The sequence below is a fragment of the Fundicoccus culcitae genome, assembly GCF_024661895.1.
Classification (GTDB): Bacteria; Bacillota; Bacilli; order Lactobacillales; family Aerococcaceae; genus Fundicoccus_A; species Fundicoccus_A culcitae.
On sequence record NZ_CP102453.1, the window covers coordinates 2,978,267 to 2,998,395 of the forward strand.

At 37.8% G+C, this 20,129-nt stretch carries 16 protein-coding genes and 1 tRNA gene; 15 read left to right on the forward strand and 2 right to left on the reverse strand.

Annotated elements, in window-relative coordinates:
* Nucleotides 1-297: 297 nt before the first annotated feature.
* The 12 genes from NRE15_RS13435 to NRE15_RS13490 all read left to right on the forward strand — a co-directional run bounded on the left by NRE15_RS13435 (nucleotide 298) and on the right by NRE15_RS13490 (nucleotide 12,969).
* Complete coding sequence (locus NRE15_RS13435) at nucleotides 298-2,397, forward strand: glycoside hydrolase family 3 N-terminal domain-containing protein (protein ID WP_313793374.1); 2,100 nt, start codon at nucleotides 298-300, stop codon at nucleotides 2,395-2,397.
* Nucleotides 2,398-2,429: 32 nt separating this feature from the next.
* On the forward strand, nucleotides 2,430-3,437 hold the full coding sequence (locus NRE15_RS13440) for a LacI family DNA-binding transcriptional regulator (RefSeq protein ID WP_313793375.1): 1,008 nt from the start codon (nucleotides 2,430-2,432) through the stop codon (nucleotides 3,435-3,437).
* A 16-nt stretch (nucleotides 3,438-3,453) separates the two neighbouring features.
* Nucleotides 3,454-4,386, forward strand: a complete 933-nt coding sequence (locus tag NRE15_RS13445; RefSeq protein WP_390887154.1) for an ABC transporter permease — start codon at nucleotides 3,454-3,456, stop codon at nucleotides 4,384-4,386.
* A gap of 8 nt (nucleotides 4,387-4,394) precedes the next feature.
* Nucleotides 4,395-5,270, forward strand: coding sequence for a carbohydrate ABC transporter permease (locus NRE15_RS13450; RefSeq protein ID WP_313793376.1), 876 nt, complete (start codon nucleotides 4,395-4,397; stop codon nucleotides 5,268-5,270).
* A 24-nt stretch (nucleotides 5,271-5,294) separates the two neighbouring features.
* Nucleotides 5,295-6,944 (forward strand): type 2 periplasmic-binding domain-containing protein, encoded by a 1,650-nt coding sequence (locus NRE15_RS13455; RefSeq protein ID WP_313793377.1) that lies wholly within the window; start codon nucleotides 5,295-5,297, stop codon nucleotides 6,942-6,944.
* Nucleotides 6,945-7,055: 111 nt separating this feature from the next.
* Nucleotides 7,056-7,634 (forward strand): DUF624 domain-containing protein, encoded by a 579-nt coding sequence (locus tag NRE15_RS13460; protein WP_313793378.1) that lies wholly within the window; start codon nucleotides 7,056-7,058, stop codon nucleotides 7,632-7,634.
* A gap of 49 nt (nucleotides 7,635-7,683) precedes the next feature.
* A tRNA-Arg gene (locus NRE15_RS13465) sits at nucleotides 7,684-7,756 on the forward strand.
* A gap of 183 nt (nucleotides 7,757-7,939) precedes the next feature.
* Nucleotides 7,940-8,500: a DUF899 family protein gene (locus tag NRE15_RS13470; RefSeq protein WP_313793379.1), complete on the forward strand. Its 561-nt coding sequence runs from the start codon at nucleotides 7,940-7,942 to the stop codon at nucleotides 8,498-8,500.
* A 1,052-nt stretch (nucleotides 8,501-9,552) separates the two neighbouring features.
* A complete protein-coding gene (locus NRE15_RS13475) occupies nucleotides 9,553-10,455 on the forward strand; it encodes an ABC transporter ATP-binding protein (RefSeq protein ID WP_313793380.1) in 903 nt (300 codons plus the stop codon).
* Nucleotides 10,442-11,203, forward strand: coding sequence for an ABC transporter permease (locus NRE15_RS13480; RefSeq protein ID WP_313793381.1), 762 nt, complete (start codon nucleotides 10,442-10,444; stop codon nucleotides 11,201-11,203). Before NRE15_RS13475 ends, NRE15_RS13480 begins: the two co-directional genes overlap by 14 nt.
* Before the next feature lie 23 nt (nucleotides 11,204-11,226).
* A complete protein-coding gene (locus NRE15_RS13485; RefSeq protein WP_313793382.1) occupies nucleotides 11,227-12,333 on the forward strand; it encodes a sensor histidine kinase in 1,107 nt (368 codons plus the stop codon).
* A 27-nt stretch (nucleotides 12,334-12,360) separates the two neighbouring features.
* Nucleotides 12,361-12,969, forward strand: a complete 609-nt coding sequence (locus NRE15_RS13490) for a response regulator transcription factor (RefSeq protein ID WP_313793383.1) — start codon at nucleotides 12,361-12,363, stop codon at nucleotides 12,967-12,969.
* A gap of 538 nt (nucleotides 12,970-13,507) precedes the next feature.
* Here NRE15_RS13490 and NRE15_RS13495 read toward each other — a convergent pair.
* Together NRE15_RS13495 and NRE15_RS13500 are read right to left on the reverse strand one after the other, a co-directional pair.
* A complete protein-coding gene (locus tag NRE15_RS13495) occupies nucleotides 13,508-14,104 on the reverse strand; it encodes a nitroreductase family protein (RefSeq protein WP_313793384.1) in 597 nt (198 codons plus the stop codon).
* Between the two features lie 225 nt (nucleotides 14,105-14,329).
* A complete protein-coding gene (locus NRE15_RS13500) occupies nucleotides 14,330-14,491 on the reverse strand; it encodes a hypothetical protein (protein WP_313793385.1) in 162 nt (53 codons plus the stop codon).
* A gap of 236 nt (nucleotides 14,492-14,727) precedes the next feature.
* Here NRE15_RS13500 and NRE15_RS13505 point away from each other — a divergent pair, with 236 nt between their 5' ends.
* The 3 genes from NRE15_RS13505 to NRE15_RS13515 all read left to right on the forward strand — a co-directional run bounded on the left by NRE15_RS13505 (nucleotide 14,728) and on the right by NRE15_RS13515 (nucleotide 20,120).
* On the forward strand, nucleotides 14,728-17,622 hold the full coding sequence (locus tag NRE15_RS13505; RefSeq protein ID WP_313793386.1) for an insulinase family protein: 2,895 nt from the start codon (nucleotides 14,728-14,730) through the stop codon (nucleotides 17,620-17,622).
* A 319-nt stretch (nucleotides 17,623-17,941) separates the two neighbouring features.
* On the forward strand, nucleotides 17,942-19,009 hold the full coding sequence (locus NRE15_RS13510) for an extracellular solute-binding protein (protein ID WP_313793387.1): 1,068 nt from the start codon (nucleotides 17,942-17,944) through the stop codon (nucleotides 19,007-19,009).
* 91 nt (nucleotides 19,010-19,100) lie between these two features.
* Nucleotides 19,101-20,120: an ABC transporter ATP-binding protein gene (locus tag NRE15_RS13515; RefSeq protein WP_313793388.1), complete on the forward strand. Its 1,020-nt coding sequence runs from the start codon at nucleotides 19,101-19,103 to the stop codon at nucleotides 20,118-20,120.
* Nucleotides 20,121-20,129 lie beyond the last annotated feature (9 nt).

The following is a 20,129-nucleotide window of genomic DNA, read 5'->3' on the forward strand; positions in this document are numbered from 1 at the left end:
ACAAAAATAAAAACGTTTTTATTGACAATGAAATCGTTTTATCATATACTTAATCTCGAAATGAATAACGTGATGTTTTTTAATGCTTTTAAAGATTGGTTACTACCACATTGTTTTAAAGTGTTGATTTATCACGATTTGTAACCAATAGTATCCATTAAGCAAACTATAACATTATAATAATATATAGTGTATTTACTAATAAGATAAAAAGACAAAAGACATCAATAAAGCGGATTCATTTATTTTTTGACTGAAAATAAAAACGTTTTTATTTTAGAAAAAGGTGGTATTTCAATGGAACAAACGAAACTATTAGCTTTATTAGATCAAATGACTTTAGAAGAAAAAGTAGGTCAACTCGTCCAATTAACACCTATGTTTTTCTCGGAACAAGGTGAAGTGACCGGACCGATGAACGAGTTAGAAATGACTAAAGAAGAACTTTTCCAAATAGGTTCTGTCTTAGGTACGCGTACCAAAGAAGATGTGATCAGCATTCAAACTACCTATTTAGCCAATAGTCGCTTAAAAATCCCCTTGATATTTATGGCGGATGTTATCCATGGTTATGAAACAATTTTCCCTATCCCTCTTGCTTTAGCTAGTTCTTTTGATACTGAATTAGTCAAAACAACCGCCGAATTATCGGCTTTTGAAGCCACTAGAGCAGGGGTGCATGTCACCTTTTCACCCATGGCTGACTTAGTAAGGGATGCGCGTTGGGGTCGGGTTTTGGAAAGTAATGGGGAAGATCCTTATTTGAGCAGTCAAATGACACGCGCCTATGTTGAAGGCTACCAAGGGGAGATCTTAAGCGATAAAGATACCTTAGCTGCTTGTGTTAAACACTTTGTGGGTTATGGTGAAGCCGAAGCAGGCCGTGACTATAATACCGTTGATATGTCCGATTTAAACCTATACCAAAATCACTTACCCGCTTTCAGAGCTGCCATTGATGCAGGCGTTAAATTGGTCATGTCCTCTTTCAATGTTTGGCGCGGGATTCCTTCAACCGCCAATAAATATCTCCTTAAAGATGTTTTACGTAATGAAATGCATTTTGAAGGCCTCGTTATTGCTGATTACGCAGCCGTTCATGAACTGATTAACCACCGCGTAGCAGCGGACAAAAAAGAAGCTGCCTATCGGGCCTTTTCAGCCGGTGTTGAGATTGATATGGTGACGGATTATTACCAACATGCCTTACCCGAACTCATTCAAGATGGCTTAATTGAAATGGACCAACTCAATCAGTCGGTCTTAAAAATGTTGGAATTAAAAAATGAACTTGGCCTCTTTGAAGATCCTTACCGAGGACTAAAAGATGAAACATTGGATCGTGATATGACACCTTTACGAGCCAAGGCTAGAGAAATCGCTGGGCAAAGTATGGTGCTATTGAAAAATGAATCCATATTGCCTATCCAGCCTAGCGAAAAAATAGGTTTGGTTGGGCCTAAAGCCAACTCACATGATGTGTTAGGAGCATGGTCATGGATTGGCAATCCTGATAAAGCAATTACGCTTGAAGACGGTTTAAAGCAAGCAGGTTTTAATCCAACCTACGTAGAACGCGAAATTGATTATGTTCAATTAAAATATTGCGATAAAGTCATTGTTGCAGTTGGCGAGATTTCAGATGAAGGTGGCGAAGGAGCAAGTAAAACATCGATAGCTTTATCGCAACGTCAAGTTGAATTAATTAAAGAAGTTTACCATTGGAATCAAAATATTATTGTGGTCTTAGTTAATAGTCGACCCATGGACCTATCCGCTATTCAACCTTATGTTAAAGGTATTTTAGTAAGCTGGTTCCCAGGTTCCGAAGCTGGTATCGCCATTGTTGATGTCTTAAGCGGAAGAGTAAACCCATCAGCAAAATTACCGATGACATTCCCGCAATCAACCGGGCAACTACCCATGTCTTATAATTTCCTATCAACTGGCCGTGGTATTAATGAACATAATCATGCTCAAAAATATGTTTCGCGTTACTTAGATTCAGACAACGCGCCATTATATCCATTTGGATTTGGCTTGAATTATAGTCAAATTGAGCTTGACCAGGTGAAGATTAGCCAAATAGATCAAACAACGGTTGAAATCAAGTATCAAATAACGAATCATTCCGAGAATGCAGGTTCAGAAATTTTACAAGTGTATATGCAAGATAAAGTCACCGAAGTAGCTAGGCCAGAAAGAGAATTGAAATACTTCGAGAAAATTCACGTGGCGGCAAAGGAAACGGTCAACGGTATGATTCGCTTAGGCAAAGATGACTTGTCATATTGGCATGCTGATTTAAGCTTTACGATGGATCCAGGAGCCTTTGATTTCTTTGTAGGATTTGATAGTCATGCGCCTTTAGCAGGAACGTGGACTTATGTCGAGTAGCAGCGGTATTTATTGGAAGAGGAGGGGTTGGGGTGAAAAAGACATCGATTCATGATGTGGCTAAACTGGCCGGGGTGTCGATTGCGACGGTCTCTAAGGCGTTAAATAATAGTCCGGTTGTCACGCCGGAAACAAAAAAACGTGTGATTGAAGCGGCAAATCAACTTAATTATGTTCCGAATCGGGCGAGTAAACAATTAAAGTCTGGGCAAACGAATACAATTAGTTTCTTTACAACGAGCATTGCGGCGCCTTATTTTGCCAATTTAGCCGATGTGATGGCGCGTGAAGTCAGTAAACGAGGGTATAGCTTTAATATTTTTCTTTCGACGGACCGGCAAACGCTAATCAATAATATTTTAGGTCATTCGATGGATGGTTTAATTGGGTTTGTGGATTTAATTGATAATGAAATCATCCAATTGTTGAAAGATTATCGCATCAAGACGGTCTTTATTGATCGGGCGATTGAAGCAGAAACGATTGGTAGCGTGATTTTTGATTCCTATCAAAAAGGAAAGGAGATGACGGAGTATCTCATTCAGTTAGGCCATCGGAAAATTGGGTTTGTGAAGAGCTTTGATGGGATTTATGACAGTGATGAGCGGATGCGTGGCTATACTGATGCCCTAGTTGAAGCGGGTATTGCAGTTGATCAAAGCTTGATTCTGCAAGGTAATTTTGCGCAAAATATTTCCTATATTGAAATGAAAAATTTTATTAAGCGGAATCGTGAGGCTTTGCCGACGGCTATTTTTGCTGGAAATGATCTAAGTGCCGTAGGTGTGATTCAAGCAGTGGAAGAAAGTGGTTTGCGTGTGCCAGATGATATGAGTGTGGTTGGTTTCGATGATTTAGATTATTTGCAATACTTTAAGCCTCGTTTAACGACGATTTATAATCCAATTAACTTACAAGGTGAATTGGTTGTTGATCATTTGATTAAGTTGATTGAAGGGAAAACCGAAGGACAAACGATTGAGTTGCCCGGACGCTTGATAGTGAGAGAGTCGTCAAAGAGTATTACGATAAAGCAATAAAGGAGAGGATAGTCTGATGGCAGAGCAAACAGTGAAAAAACGGCGTTACAGTTGGGAAAAAATTAAAAATCAAAGTTTTTACCAACTCATGGTATGGCCGGGCATTATTTTAATGGTTATTTTTAACTTTATACCCATGTATGGAATCATTATTGCGTTTAAAGATTACTCGGTTTTAGGGACGATTAGTAGCGCTCCTTGGGTGGGTTTGGAATGGTTCCGTGAGTTTTTAAGGGACCCGATGTTTTACAATGTATTAAAAAACACTATCGGCATTAGTTTTTACAAACTAATTATCGGCTTTCCAGCCGCTATTATTTTAGCGGTGTTAATAAATGAAATCGTATTTATACGGATGAAGAAAATTGTTCAAACGATTTCTTACCTGCCGCACTTTTTATCTTGGGTTATTTTAGGTGGGATGTTTATCACTTGGTTGTCGGAAAATGGTTTGGTTAATAATATTTTGCTGGATTTGAATTTAATTGAACAACCGATTCGGTTTTTGACAGATCCCAATAAATATTGGGCAATTGCCGTTATTTCAGATATCTGGAAAGAAATTGGTTGGAATACCATTTTATATATCGCAGCTATGACAGGGATTAACCCGGCTTTATATGAAGCCGCTAAAATTGACGGCGCGACTAAGTGGGATGAAATTATCCATATTACCATTCCTTCAATTCGTCACATCATTGCCTTAACGTTGATTTTGTCCGTGGGTGGTTTGTTAGGGTCAAACTTGGATCAAACCTTAGTTTTACAAAATCCCGTGAACTTCCAAGCCTCTGAAGTTATTAATTCTTATGTGTATCGCATGGGGATTCGTTTAGGTGACTTCTCTTACGCCACTGCTATCGGTTTGTTTGTGTCGGTCATTTCACTGATCTTGATTGTTTTGGCTAATTTCATTACCAAAAAAATCTCTGACGAATCAGTGTTCTAGAGGAGGATATGATGAAACGTAAATTTTCAGATAATAAAGTATTCAACCTCTTAAACTGTGTGTTTATGATTTTCTTTGTTGCTATTATTGCCATTCCGCTCTGGAATATTGTGGCTTTATCGTTTAATGATGCGACGGATGCGGTTAGAGGGGGGATTTATTTTTGGCCTCGCGTATTTTCTTTAGAGAGTTACTATACGGTGTTTGAAGACCCGGCCATTTATCGCGCTTTTGTTATTTCCGTTGCTAAGACTTTAATTGGGGTTGTTATCCATACGGCCGTGACGGCAATCGTTGCCTATGGTATGTCAAAACGTGATCTGGTTGGACGCAAACTATATATTAATATGGGGATTATTTCCATGTATGTCAGTGGAGGGATGATTCCAAACTTCCTATTATTTAAAGAAATAGGTTTGTTAAATAATTTCTGGGTATATATTATTCCAGTAGCATTTTCATTCTACGACATGGTTATTATGATGAATTTCTTTAGAAGTATTCCTGATTCGCTTGAAGAATCAGCTATGATGGACGGAGCTAATCCTTTAGTGATATTTTTTAAGATTATCCTTCCATTATCTTTACCTGTGTTAGCTACAATCGCCTTATTCCACGGCGTTTATCAGTGGAATGATTATATGGTCGCTAATATCTATGTGGATAATCGTGAACTCTATCCACTGCAAATGTTGCTCTTCCGCATTGTTTCCGAGAATTTGTCGCCTAATGTTGCTTTAGGTGCAAACGTTGTACGCAATACAACCTCGCAATCTTTGCAACTAGCCACAATGGTTGTCACTACCGTTCCCGTCGTTATTATCTATCCGTTTTTGCAAAAGTATTTTGTTCAAGGTTTAACTTTAGGTTCAATCAAAGAATAATAAATAAAAAGGAGTTTTATTATTATGGCATTTAAAAAAGCAAGAATTTTTTCAGCAGCTCTTTTGACCTTCGCTTCATTGGGACTTAGTGCATTTACTCCAGCAGTTTCAGCACAAGATTATAATTTACCTGATGCTCGTTTTGAGCCAGATCCAACAGTACCAAGCTGGCAAAGTGATACGGAATACCCGGCTAAATTAACCTGGTATGTTAACTTTGATTGGTATGCACAACCCGGTTGGGGTGTTGACGTTGTAACGCGTAAAATTAAAGAAGATATGAATATTGAAGTGGAATTTATCGCTGGGAATGATGAAAATCTAAATACAATGATGGCTGGAGGCGATTTACCAGACATCATGACGTTTGATAAAAACTTAACCATCGCAACCGAAGCACCACTTTTTGCAATCCCATTAAATATTTTAGCTGAAAAATATGATCCCTACTTCTTAGAAGAAGCCGCTAAACCTGAAACAATTAACTGGTATACTCTTGAAGATGGTAATATTTATGGTTATCCAAGCTTCTCTACAACAGCTGCTGACTATGAAGCAGGGAATATCCAAGCTGACCAAGTATTTATTGTTCGTCAAGATATTTATGAAGCCATTGGTAGCCCAGATATGTCTACCCCTGAAGGCTTCTTACAAGCCTTACGTGATGCAAGAGAATATATGCCAACATCTGATGATGGAACAGCCTTAGTACCATTTGCAGGAACTGCTTTAGATATGTCTAATGGCGGTGATGGTGCCTTTGGTGGTATCTTACAAGACTTTTTAAGCATTCCAACTACGGTTGATGGCCAATACTATGACCGCGATAGCGATGAAGAGTATATTACATGGTTAGAAACATTCCGCCAAGCTTATAACGAAGGTTTAATGAACTCGGATCAATTCTCAGACAATGATAACACCATGAAAGAAAAAATGACGCAAGGTCGTTACTTTGCTTATTTACATACAAATACTAAAGGCTTAAATGAGTTTATGTCAACAAACACTGCACGTAATGCTGAACAAACTTATATTGCTATTGATGGACCTAAAAATTCTAATGGTGATGATCCTACTTTTAATGGTGGTGGTATTGGTGGTTGGACACAAACCTTTATTACAAATGATACGCAAGAACCACAAAAAGCTATGGAATTAATTACTTATTTAACGAGTCATTATGGAACAATGGTTGCTGCTTTTGGTATCGAAGGCGAAACTTACAACTTAGTTGATGGTCAAGTTGAATACACTGAAGAAACGGAAGCGTTACGTAACTCTGATATTGCTACATTTGATAAAACAGTAGGTTTAGGTTCATACTGGTTTACTTTAGATGACAACTATGCAATGTCTATGGGGCAAGTGCCAGCAACATCCATTCGCCAAATGGTTGATTTTAACAATCCATACGCTGCACCACGCTTTGAACTAGAGGACTGGGATCCAAAAACAGGTTCAGAACAACGTAATTTAGTTCAATTAAATACCGCTAGAGTTCAAGCCCTTGCAGCCTTTATTCAATCTGGTACAGCTGAAGAAGGCCGTGCCGTTTGGGATAGCTACTTAGCGAGTCGTGAAAACTATGGCTATTCACAAATTGTCGAGTATCGTAATAACAAAATCGCTGAAAACTTGCAACGTTTAGGGGATGACTACTCAATCAACTAATAGTTATTTTTTAAATAAATATCATTGCAACTCATGAAACAACGATTCTTCGAACGTATTGACTTACAAGAATCGTTGTTTTATTTTACTGTGTAGGAGGGAGGGGCGTATATGTTCAGTCAAGATTCCAAGTTCTATCAATTTAGTCTTACTTTATATCGGTTAATCATTCTGAATGTGTTAGTCATTGTAGCTAGTTTGCCTATTTTTACAATTGGAGCAGCCATGTCTGCTTTGGTGAAAGTTATTTATTACAAAGATGCAAGTGTGGCGCGGTCTTTCTGGGCGTATTATAAGTCAGCGGTTGTAAAGACGATTCCTATTTTATTATTTCATGTAGTGTCGATTTTATTTGTGTTGACAATCAACCAATTGAATATTGGCCAATCCATGGTGATGTATTATTTGATCTGGTTATTCATCTTATTTCTTTATACGTATAATGTTAATTGTTATGTTGCTTATTTGTTCTATCCAGAGATTAGTTTGTTTCAGGTGTTTCAGTTGGCTTTCTATTTTAATGTGTGGACCTTTTATAAGACTTTTTGGATTCCAATTTTGATGTATTTATTAATTATGTATACCTACCAGTATTTAGGTTTAGTTATTATTTTGGTTAGTATTAGTTTTCCGATTGGGTTGCATATAACGATGATACGCAAAAATATTGAAAGTTTTGCTGAAGAATAGGGTAGTCACTTGAAAGTAGGAGGTATTTACGGTAAAATTATTCCGTTATGCACCTGTAGCTCAACGGGATAGAGCACCAGCCTCCTAAGCTGAAGATGAAGGTTCGAGTCCTTCCTGGTGTAGTTTTAATTATAAACCGAACGGTTAAATTATGGTTGGCGTGTCCGACTTTAATTTAACCGTTCGGTTTTTTTGCTTAGGGTTTTTGGAGGGTGATATTTATTTGAGGGGTAAGGGGGATTGATTGCTTTTTGAAAGTCGTTTTTGGTAAATTAGGGGCAACTTGGAAAAGGAGTGTGTGAAAGATGAGTGATGTGAAAAGTGAGATTCGGGCATTAGAAATGGATATCTATCAGAATTATGAAAAGTTGCAAAAGTTACGCGCTCAGTTAACTCCGGAAGTCGTTGAAAATTATGCGTTTAAGACCTCTGAAGGGGAATCAATTCATTTGCTTGATATGTTTGGGGATTTTGATGAGTTGATTGTTGTTCACAATATGGGAAAAAGTTGTCGGTATTGTACAGCTTGGGCTGATGGCTTTAATGCTGTTGCGCCGTTGGTTAGCCAGTATGTAGGATTCTATTTATCCTCTCCCGATGTACCTGTTGTTCAGACTGAGTTTAGAGAAAGTCGTGGTTGGACGATGCCGATGGTTTCTGTAAGTGAGAATTCATTTGCTGAGGCTATGGGATTTAGAGATAGCGATGGCGATTATCAGCCGGGTATCTCGGTCTTTGTTAAAAATGCGCAGGGTGAGATTTCTCGTACTCGTACAGCGCCTCTTGGTGAGAGTGATAATTTTGGCATTCTATGGCATTTGTTTGATTTGTTGGCTGAGAATCCGATTGATAAAGCTGGTTGGTAATTAAGTTTAGTTGGGGTGGCACCAAGGTTCGTAGATGATATTGTCTGCGAGGCTTGGTGTTTTTTGTTGTGAGCAGGAAGTAGGTGACCGTCAGTCTATGATAGTCCACCTCTAGAAGAAATCACAATAATGATTTGGCAAACGCTTATTCGGGTCATAGCTTGGATAGCAGTGGCCAGATAAATCATTTTAAATTAGAGTTTCCTGTAAAAATCTTAAATTGTGATGATTCATCGAAGAGAATCAGCCTTTTATAGCCTTGAAGTATCGCAATCAACAACCGCTCTTTGTAAGCTGGGAGTGAAAGGCGATCAAATAAAGCTAATCGGTCATTAAGCACCTGATTTCATGACCGATTAACCTTATTGTAGCCTATTTTACGGTAATACATTTACCGCTTACTTTTGTTGGCGTGAGTAATGGGGTGTTACATCTAAATTTAAAACACATTAACTTCTAACCTACCAGAAGTACAAGTGTTTGCCGAACACATTAACTTCTAACCTACCAGAAGTACAAGTGTTTGCCGAACACATTAACTTCTACCCCCTCAGAAGTACAAGTGTTTGCCGAACACATTAACTTCTAACCCCTCAGAAGTACAAGTGCTTGCCGAACACATTAACTTCTACCCCATCAGAAGTACAAGTGTTTGCCGAACACTTTAACTTCTACCCCATCAGAAGTACAAGTGTTTGCCGAACGCATTAATTTCTAACCCATCAGAAGTACAAGTGTTTGCCGAACACTTTAACTTCTAACCCCTCAGAAGTACAAGTGTTTGCCGAACACATTAACTTCTAACCCTTCAGAAGTACAAGTGTTTGCCGAACGCTTTAACTTCTACCACTTCAGAAGTACAAGTGTTTGCCGAACACATTAGACTTAACTCCCAGCCTCCTCGCTGTCCTAGCTCGACATTTAGCAGGTCAAGTCAATTGTTTACGACAACTGCCATTCTAATACATGACATTTATCATACGAAGTCATGTTAGCTGTGTCTACCGCATATTTCCACAACCAACTATACTTTAATCAAAGGAGTGATAAAGATGACTCAGACAATGATCAGCGTGCAAAATGTGCAAAAATCGTTCAAGAAACAGCAGGTACTCAAAGGCATCACCTTTGAAGTAAAAAGTGGCGAAATAATTGCGTTGTTAGGTGAGAATGGTGCTGGAAAATCAACCCTCATTAACATTATTAACAAGATTATTACTCCGTCAGAAGGAAATGTAACGCTATTCGACGACCAATACAATGAAGGCCAAGTTAAAAACCGAACTGGGGTAATGTTACAAAATAACATTATCATCGACCGCCTATCGGTTAAAGAAGTCATCGAACTCAGTCGCAGTTACTATAAAGACCCACTCACCTTTGAAGCGGCCATGGATATTGCCCAATTAGATGATCAAGCCGACTTGTTAATGTCCAAACTTTCCGGCGGGCAACAACGGCGCCTAAGTTTTGCTTTAGCCCTCGTTGGAAATCCTGACTTGATTTTTCTGGATGAGCCAACAGCTAATATGGATAGTCGCGCGCGTTATCGCCTTTGGCAAACTATTGCCGAGTTAAAGCAAGCCGGCAAGACCATCATTATTACAAGCCACCAGTTAGCGGATTTAGAAGACATTGCGACGCGGATATTTATTTTACAGGATGGGGTTATTGCTTTTGACGGGTCGATTGATACGTTGCGGAAGATACAAGGGGAGGGGACGATTGCGTTTCGTAGTCAGCTTTCCATGGATCATTTCAAAACGATTCAACCGCTGACGAATTTGTTTCAGCAAGACCATTACTACACCCTAATTACGCAAGAAGTGAATCAAGTTGTCAAGCAGCTGGTGCCGTTTCTTGATGATATTCAAGATTTGAGCATTCAACAGACACCGTTAGAGACACTGTTTAGACATTTCAGTCGAGAGGATGAAAACCATGAAAAACATTAACACCCAAATAAATATCAACGTTAAGCGACTGTTGTTGCGCAACAAACGTTCAGTGATATTTACATTGATTTTCCCTTTATTTTTTTACGTGTTGTATACAAGTATATTTACGTTTCCGATGACGGACGAGATGATGATTGCATGGCAAAAGGATTATTTGATTTCGATGTTGGTATATGGGGTCTTGATGACTTCGATTATTACGGTGGGGAATGCTTTGCTAGTGGATCATATGAATCATTTTGATTTATTTGTTGAATTGAGTCCAACACCGAAATGGCAATATGTTTTAACTGTAGTGCTTGTTTATATTCCTTTTTATATACTCTTGATGGTCCTTTTAGGCATAACGGCTTTGATAGTTAACCAAGTTACCCTGACGCCAATCCAATGGTTAGGCACGATTGTCATTAATCTATTAGGGATGATACCGTTTGGTTTAATAGGTGTCTTAGTTTCCTATGGTGGTACACCGACGGTTGTGAATATTGTTGGTAACTTATTGACGTTTCCTTTAGCCATCTTAGGAGGTTTATGGTGGCCTTTAGATTACATGCCTGGCTTTTTACAAACGATTGGTAAAGGTTTGGTGACTTATCAGATAGCAGAGTTGAATCGTCAATGGATTCATGACAGTATCATAGCGTGGGATATGGTAATAGGGGTTGTGATATGGACGATACTACTTGCTGCACTCATCTTTGTGTTACAATTACTATTGAAGAGACGTGAAGCCCAGTTAATTTAATCGCTCTGATTGAGGTGAAAAAAATGTCTAATTGGTTTGCCAAAAATAACCCTAACAGAAGTTTTGGCATGGTCCCATTCTTTTATTTAATCTACCTGATTCCCTTAGTCATTAGCATGTTTCCTTTTAGCCAGCCATTGGATTGGGTTATGCTCGTGTTTTTGGGGGTATTTATTAAATGGTATTTGGATGGGTTTCAGGAAGAACAGCAAACAGATGTGACTGTTATTAAGCTTTTAATGATGGGAGTGATTTTTACTCTTTATAAAGGGTATGCGAGTTTGTTTATCTATCCGGCTTGGTTGTTTAGTTTTTGGATGATTAGTCAAAAGACGTTTAAACGCTATTGTGTCTGGTATTATGTGGCGGTGACTGTAAGTTCGATCATGTCAATTTGGTTGGGATTGGATGAAATCAGTGATATTTGGTTGTGGGTTTCGATTGGTTTGGCGTTTGTTTATGTATCCCCTATCATGGCGCGGTCGATTTATAAGGAACAGCAACGGGTCGAACAGCTCAACATGGATAATAATCGGTTAATGACTATTATTAAACAAGGTGAACGGGACCGGATTGCACAAGATTTGCATGATACAATGGGGCAGTCATATTCGACCATGGCGGTAAAAGCGGAGTTGGCAGCTAAGCTTGTCGCCAAAAATCCGGAAGCGGCTGTTAAAGAAATTACCGACATTGCTGAAATGTCGCGGTCAAATTTAAACGTGGTTAGAGAGATTGTAGCTAATTTAAATGAACGAACGATTGCAACGGCTATGGTTGAAGCGTCGCATGCGTTAAAAGCATTGGATATGGTAACAACCATTTCAGGGGAACCGGAAGCCATGCAGTGGCCGATTGAGGTTCAACATGTGATAGCTGCCGTCATTAAAGAGGGGACGACCAATATTATTCGCCATAGTCAAGCCAATAAAGTGAGTTATCAGTTTGAATTGAAGCCAGATAATTATCAATTTCGTTTAATGGATAATGGAGTTGGTTTAAAAATACAGACCAATAATGGTTTTGGTTTGAAGGGGATCGAAAATCGCGTTCTAGCACTTGAAGGGGAGTTTGCGATTAAAAGTGATTCTGGGACAGTTATTACGATTACACTTCCTCGAGAAAATTAAGTCATTCCAGTAGAGGAGTTGAAGCATGTGATTAAAATATGTATTGCCGAAGATCAAGAAATGTTAAATACGGCCCTGACATCCATTCTAAATTTAGAAGATGATTTAGAGGTTGTGGGATCAGCTTTGGATGGAAAAACAGCCTTGCAACAAATTACATTACATCAGCCCCACTTAGTTATTTTAGATATTGAAATGCCAGAGATAACTGGCTTAGAAATTGCAGAAGAACTTCGAAAAACACATTTCAGTGGGAAAATAATTATCTTAACAACCTTTGCTCGACAAGAATACTTTGAACGGGCAGTCAAAGCGGAAGTCGATGGCTACTTGTTAAAAGACAATCCTACGGAAAGACTGATTCAAGCCATTCACAATATCTTCGAAGGTGATACGATTTATGCCGCTGAATTGGTGCGACATATGTTGCGGTCAGATTTAAACCCTTTAACGGAGCGCGAGATTGACGTATTGCGTAAGATTGCTGAAGGTTTGACGACTCAAGGCATTGCTGATAACTTGTTTCTAGCTTCAGGCACTGTGAGAAATTATATTTCTTCTATCTTAAGTAAAACTGGGGCACAATCACGCATTGATGCCGTAAATATCGCTAAGGGTCATGGGTGGTTGAGTTGATGATACTAGAAATCCTGATAATAAATAACCCGAATACACTTAATGATAATCTTGGTTTAGGTTGTCATTAAGTGTTTTTGGTAGCCAGGGTTATAGAATACTATGTTAGGTTTAACTTCTACCACCTCAGAAGTATAAGTGTTCCTCAAACACTTTAACTTCTACCACCTCAGAAGTACAAGCGTTTGCCGAACACTTTAACTTCTAACCCCTCAGAAGTACAAGTGTTCCTCAAACACTTTAACTTCTACCACTTCAGAAGTATAAGTGTTCCTCAAACACTTTAACTTCTACCACCTCAGAAGTACAAGCGTTCCTCAAACACTTTAACTTCTACCACTTCAGAAGTACAAGCGTTCCTCAAACACTTTAACTTCTACCACTTCAGAAGTACAAGTGTTCCCCAAACACATTAACTTCTGCCACCTCAGAAGTTAAAGTACACCACATTGCCAAGGTGACCCCCAACCTCACCCCAACAAAAAAAACTAGCGCAAATCGGCAATGGCCAATCTGCACTAGCTTGATAAACGCTAAATTATTTAATTAAACGTACTTGTTCTTCAGAATCCATGTACTCTTTTTCACCAGCTGGTTGAGCAACTGAACCAAATGGTAATTGAGCGATCATTTCATATGAATCTGGTAAGTCGAACATTTCACGAACTGCTTTATCAAAGCCTTGTTCGTAACCAACGTTAAAGTGTTGTAATGAACCACCTAAGTTCATATCAGCTAAAGCTAACCAAGTAGCATATTGAGAGTTAGCTGAGTTGTTTTGTTTGTAAGCTTCAGTACGTTGACCTTGAGTTGGCATTTTAGCTACAGCATCACGATCTTCAAAGAACAAGACCGTTCCGATACCGTTTTTAGCACCCACCATAATTGGTGACATGAACTCCCAAGTCGCTTCATCTAAAACATCTTTTTGAACATTATAAATTAGATCCCAAAATTTGTCGTTAGCTTCACCCGTTAAAATAACTAAACGAGATGTTTGGCTATTGAAAGCGGAAGGAACATCTTTTTGTGTCTCACGGATATTGTTAACAATTTCTTCAACCGTATAGTCACTTTCATTACCTAAAGCATAAATTGAGCGACGATTTTTAACTACTTCTTTAAATTCTGCCATATTAAAATTCTCCTTTAATAAAATGAATAATATCTTTTTCACAACGTATAAATTATAATATGTATTTGAATGAATGTAAACCTCTAATTCGAAATATCTTTGCTTAATAACGGTTTCATAAAAAAACGATATAAGACAAGAAAAAAACCAGACACTCCGAAGTGTCTGGCTGATAGAATAAATAAATAATAATTGATAAAACGGGTAATTGATAGGTGAGAAAGATTATTTGCTAACTTTACGCATTTTTTTAGGTAAAATCAATGTGGCTTCAGTATAAAGGAAACGGGAGTCGCGACGATATAAACCATGCCAATTTTCAATAATTGCAGTTTGCGCATTTTCATTTTTTCTAGACGGTCTCGATAAAATTTCTACAGCTACCAAATTAATGCCCCCTTTGGATTTCTTATATACTTAATTTAACATTTATTAGCATTTTGGTCTTGATAATCTGCTAAGAATCTATAGATGATATCATGAGAATATCTAAGCCAATATTTGAGGAATTCTCATTCAAACATTTGAATTCATGTTAAATTAATAAAAAAAGTGTTTTTCTAAACATTCCATGTCAAACTGTGATAGAATAGCGTTATTATAGCCAATTATAGGAGGATTCTATGACATTTAAGTTAATTGATACACACCAATTTAAAGATATTCAATCAAATGGCGAAATTTATGAACATATAGAAACTGGCGCAAAGGTTTTATTTATTGAAAATGATGATCCTAATAAAGCCTTTAACATCTCTTTTAAAACACCACCATACAGCGATAACGGCATTGCTCATATTATTGAGCACTCCGTTTTAAATGGTTCAAATAAATATCCCACCAAAGAACCTTTTGTTGAACTCATCAAAGGCTCTTTAAATACATTCACTAATGCAATGACCTACCCCGATCAAACCATGTATCCGGTAGCGTCAACCAACCATTCAGACTTCCAGAATTTGGTTAGCGTTTATCTTGATGCCGTTTTTCAACCAAAACTCTTAGAAAATCCTCAAATTTTAGCACAAGAAGGCTGGCATTATCATTTAGAAGATAAAGATGACGATCTGATTTATAAAGGCGTCGTTTACAATGAAATGAAAGGTGCGATGGGATCTCCGGAACGAGCGGTGTATAATCATATGAAGCAACAACTTTACCGCGACACCTTTTATCAATATGAATCCGGTGGGCTACCTGCTGCGATACCTTCTCTAACTCAAGAAGAATTTGTTGCTTTTCATAATAAATATTACCATCCCAGCAATTCATTAACCGTATTTTATGGTGATTTTAACCAAGACCTTGCTTTTAATGCACTAGCCGAATATTTTGATGGTAAAACAAAACCCGAAGAAACCATTGATTTAAAAATAGACGTTTCTAAGCCAGAAGTGACGGACATAAAAGACACTTATTCAATTACCGAAGGTGATGATCCAACAGGTAAAGATTATTTAGCCCTTGCTTGGCATGTTTCCACGGTTGAAGAAGACTTAGATAACTTTGGCTTAGAAGTCTTATCAGAAATTTTACTTGGAAATAATCAAGCGCCTTTGAAAAAGGCTTTGTTAGAAGCAGAGATTGGTGAAGCTATTTCTGGTGGTTTCACTGAAATAGGCTATCCTAATGCTTTTACTATCAATGCTAAAAATGCTTCGGTTGAGCGCTTAGAGGACTTTAAAACAGTGGTTCATTCTACCTTGTTGGATTTAGTCAAAAATGGAATTCCTAAAGAATTAATTGAAGCGTCACTCAATTCAGTCGCCTTTGATTTACGCGAAAGCACGATTACTGAAAGTGAACCTAGAGGTGTTATTAATTCCATCAAAGCATTTTCAACCTGGCCTTATGGCGAATCGCCTTATTTACTGATTGACTTTTCGGAACGTATTGAAAAAGTGCGGGAATTGGCTAAAAATGATTATTTCGAAAAACTGATTGAAAATAAATTATTAAATAATGATTATCGTATCAGTATCGCCTTAACAGCGGACCCTGGAAAAAATGATCGCCTAGAAAGTCAATTGAATGAAGAATTGCAACAATATAAAAACACTTTAACAACTGAAGAAGTAAACCAATTAGTTGAGGAAACACAATCCTTAATTCAACGGCAAGAAACGTCGGACACAGCCGAGGCTTTAGCGACGATTCCTACGTTAACCCGCGAAGATTTATCCGCCGAAGTGCATCAAAATCCAATTAAGACAATTGACCAAGAGGGTGGAATGACTTTTTATCATGCTGATGAATTTACGTCTGGCATTGATTATTTAAGTTATTACCTTGATTTATCAGATATTCCAGCTGAATCCTACCCTGTCTTATCCATTTTGAGTCGTTTGATCGGCCATTTAGATACAAAAAATTATACCGCTTCAGAATTACAAACTCAAATTGATACACATACGGGTGGAATTATAGGTTCTGTATCCATCTTTGAAGCAACCGATGGTCAAGTTAAACCGTACTTTGTATTAAAAGGCAAAGCCTTAGAAGGGTCGTTAGAAAAACTAACCGATTTAATGGCTGAAATTCTATTGAATACACAATTCACCGATGTGAATGAAATACTCAAATTGATTCAAAGTTATCTAGCAGGTTTTGAACGTCGGATTGAGCGCTCATCACACGCTTTGGCTGCTAGCCGTGCCTTAAGTCAAGTTTCGGCTTCCACCAAATTACAAGAATATGCTAGCGGCATTGACTTCTTTAATTATCTGAAACAAGCACGACGCTGGATAAAAGACAATCAAGCAGAGATATTTATTGGGGGGTTGACCGAGAACTTTGCGCGGTTAGCGAATGCGACACGGTTCAATGTGTTGTTCGTTGGATCTAAAGAGCGTTTTGAATTGATTAAGCATAACGTGCAAAATTCACTTAAAGACTTGAAACAAGCGCCTATTACGGAAAAAGTGACGTATGAGCCTGGTGTTCGACAAAAAGAAGCGTTTGTGACAGCCCAAGATGTGAATTATGTTGGTTTAGCGGCTAAAACGGAGCAACGGATACCATATAATGGGTCAACCAATGTGACGACGACCTTATTGCGGTATGATTATTTATGGAATACCATTCGGGTGATGGGTGGCGCTTATGGCGCTATGCATAGTCTAAGTCGAACGGGTAATTTTGTTTTGAGTTCCTACCGTGATCCTAATGTCGGTAAAACAATTGATGCCTACTTTAAAATTCCTAACTTTTTGGAGCAGACGGATTTAACGGAAACCGAGTTAACCAAAATTGTGATTGGAACAATTAACGAACTTGATCAACCGCTCTCTGCTTATGATAAAGGGTATATTGCTTTTGTTAGAGAAATAACGGGGACGACCATTGCGGAATTTAAACAATTAAAAGAAGAAGTAATTGCAACAACCATGGAAGAAATTAATCAAAAGGCAGCTGCCTATGCGGCAGTTCTCGACAATAGCACGCTGGCTGTCATTGGGAATAAGGCGCAAATTGATGCCGAAGCCAATCGCTTTGATGTTATTTATGAACTTTATTAATAAATATCTGCGTGGATAGTTGACTGAACAGCCGTCAACACGATGTGCATTTAGCCCTCTATAAAGTGGACAGAGTCATGTAGCTCTGCTCCCTTTATAGGGGCTGTTTTTATTCGAAAGAATAAGGAAGAAACATTAGAATTTGGTTAATTATTTCTCATAAAGATTTGAAATTTCGCGATATTTTTTTCAATAAAGATTGAACTTCACAAAGAAAAGGCAAATTTACATAAACTTTACAATAAATTTACGTTATATTAAAAAAAAAAAAAGTATTATTAAATTAGATTCACTATTATTTTTTCTAGGAGGAAAAAGAATGTTTTCTAAGCGTAAAAGAAGTTTTAGTAAAGTAGGTTCTATGGCACTAGCGGCACTTATTGCAGTGAATGGTTTAGGTTTGGCAGCTACATCAGTTAGTGCTCAAGAAGCTAAGAATCTAGTCGTTTACTCTAATTCAGTTTCAAATGGTCGAGATGAATGGTTGGCGGCTAAGGCTAGTGAAGCTGGCTATGAATTAGAATTTGTTTCAGCAGGTGGGGATGAGATTTATAATCGTGTTTTGGCTGAGAAATCTGCACCTCAAGCAGACGTTGTATTTGGTTTAGATGAAAGTTTCTTTATCCGCATGAGTGAAGATGAATTATTATCTGCTTATGAACCTATTTGGGCAGCTGAATTACCAGAAAACACAGTTACAAGTGAAAACGGTGATTTTTATCCACTTGTCGAGCAACATGTATTCTTTATGTATAATGCTGATTTTGTTGATCCAGCACCAGAAACCATTCAACAATTAGCAACCGATTACCCACAATTATATCGTGCACCATTTTCACTTGGGGGAAACACTAATCAAAAAGCTTTATTATCATTATTACTCCAATACAGAGATGATGCGGGTGAATTAGGTATTTCTGAAGAGGGTTGGGCACAAGTAGAAGCTTTTATCACTAATTCTTACGAATTAAGTGAAGGTGAAGATAACTTAACATTATTTGCCGATGGAACTAAGCCCATTGATTACTGGTATTCATCTGGTATTGCAGAAGCAGAAGAAACGTATGGTTTCACAGCGACACCATTACTTCCTGAAACAGGCATTATGACATTTAGAGAACAAGTTGCCATCGTTAATCAAGGTGCCGATGCTGATACGAGTGTTGCACAAGAGTTTGTTGATTGGTTCGGTTCTGCTGAAGTTCAAGGCGAATGGGCAACAGAATTTGGTACAGTTCCTGTACTTGAAGCTGCACAAGGTTCATTGAATCCACGTACACAAGAATTAGTTTCTCAATTTGTGCCAATGGATGTAGATTGGTCATTTGTTAATGAATATTTATCTGAATGGATTGAAAAAATCGAATTAGAGATTATTCCTTTTTAGTAAGTCGTTAAAAATAAAAAAAAAAGAGGAGGTGCTCCTCTTTTTTTTTACAAGTGTTTAAATGAGAATCTAATAAGAAGGGTGACATCCAATGATAGAAATCAATGATTTACAAATCAAATATGATGATTTTATTGCTGTTGATGATGTTAATATTCATGTGAAAGAAGGTGAATTCTTCACTTTACTTGGACCATCAGGAAGTGGGAAAACAACCACCTTACGCGCTATCGCTGGTTTTAATAAACCAAGCCGTGGGAATATTATTGTTGCCAACGAAGATATTACTAATAAACCCGTTGAAAAAAGAGATATTGGTATGGTCTTTCAATCGTATGCATTATTTCCAACCATGACTGTGTACGACAACATTGCCTATGGATTGAAAATTGAAAAAATGAACAAAAAAGATATTGATATTAGAGTGCGCGAATTAGCCGAAATGGTTGAAATCACGAATGAACTTGACAAGAATGTTTCTGAACTTTCTGGGGGACAACAACAGCGGGTTGCGATTTCACGTGCTTTAGCGAAAAAACCTAAAATTATTTTATTTGACGAACCTTTATCAAACTTAGATGCACGCCTTAGAAAACAATTAAGAGCAGAATTAAAAGATATCCAAGAAAAAACTAAAATGACAGCCGTCTATGTTACCCATGATCAAGAAGAAGCCTTAGAGCTATCTGATCATATTGCTGTTTTCGGGACAGGCCGTATTGAACAAATTGGAACTCCACAAGAAGTTTATGATCGTTCAGCTACCGAGTTTGTGTGTAATTTCATTGGTAATGCTAACAAACTAAGCAAAGAATTTGTCCGTGAAGTCATTAGTTTATCCAATACCAACCGCTTAATTACCAATGGGAGTCATTACATTCGGGAAGAAAAAGTGGCATTTAACAAACCCACTGATAGTAAAGAATATATTTCTCTCATGGGACGGATTGGTCGTATCCAATATACAGGTGCTACCACAACGTATACAGTTAATATACTTGGAACGGAACTAAAAGTACTCGAAAAAAATACAAATCCCGGTCAAATCAATGAATTTCAGGAAATAGAAATTTTCTTAAAACCTGATGACATTTTGCAGTATGAAGTATAGGAGGGATAG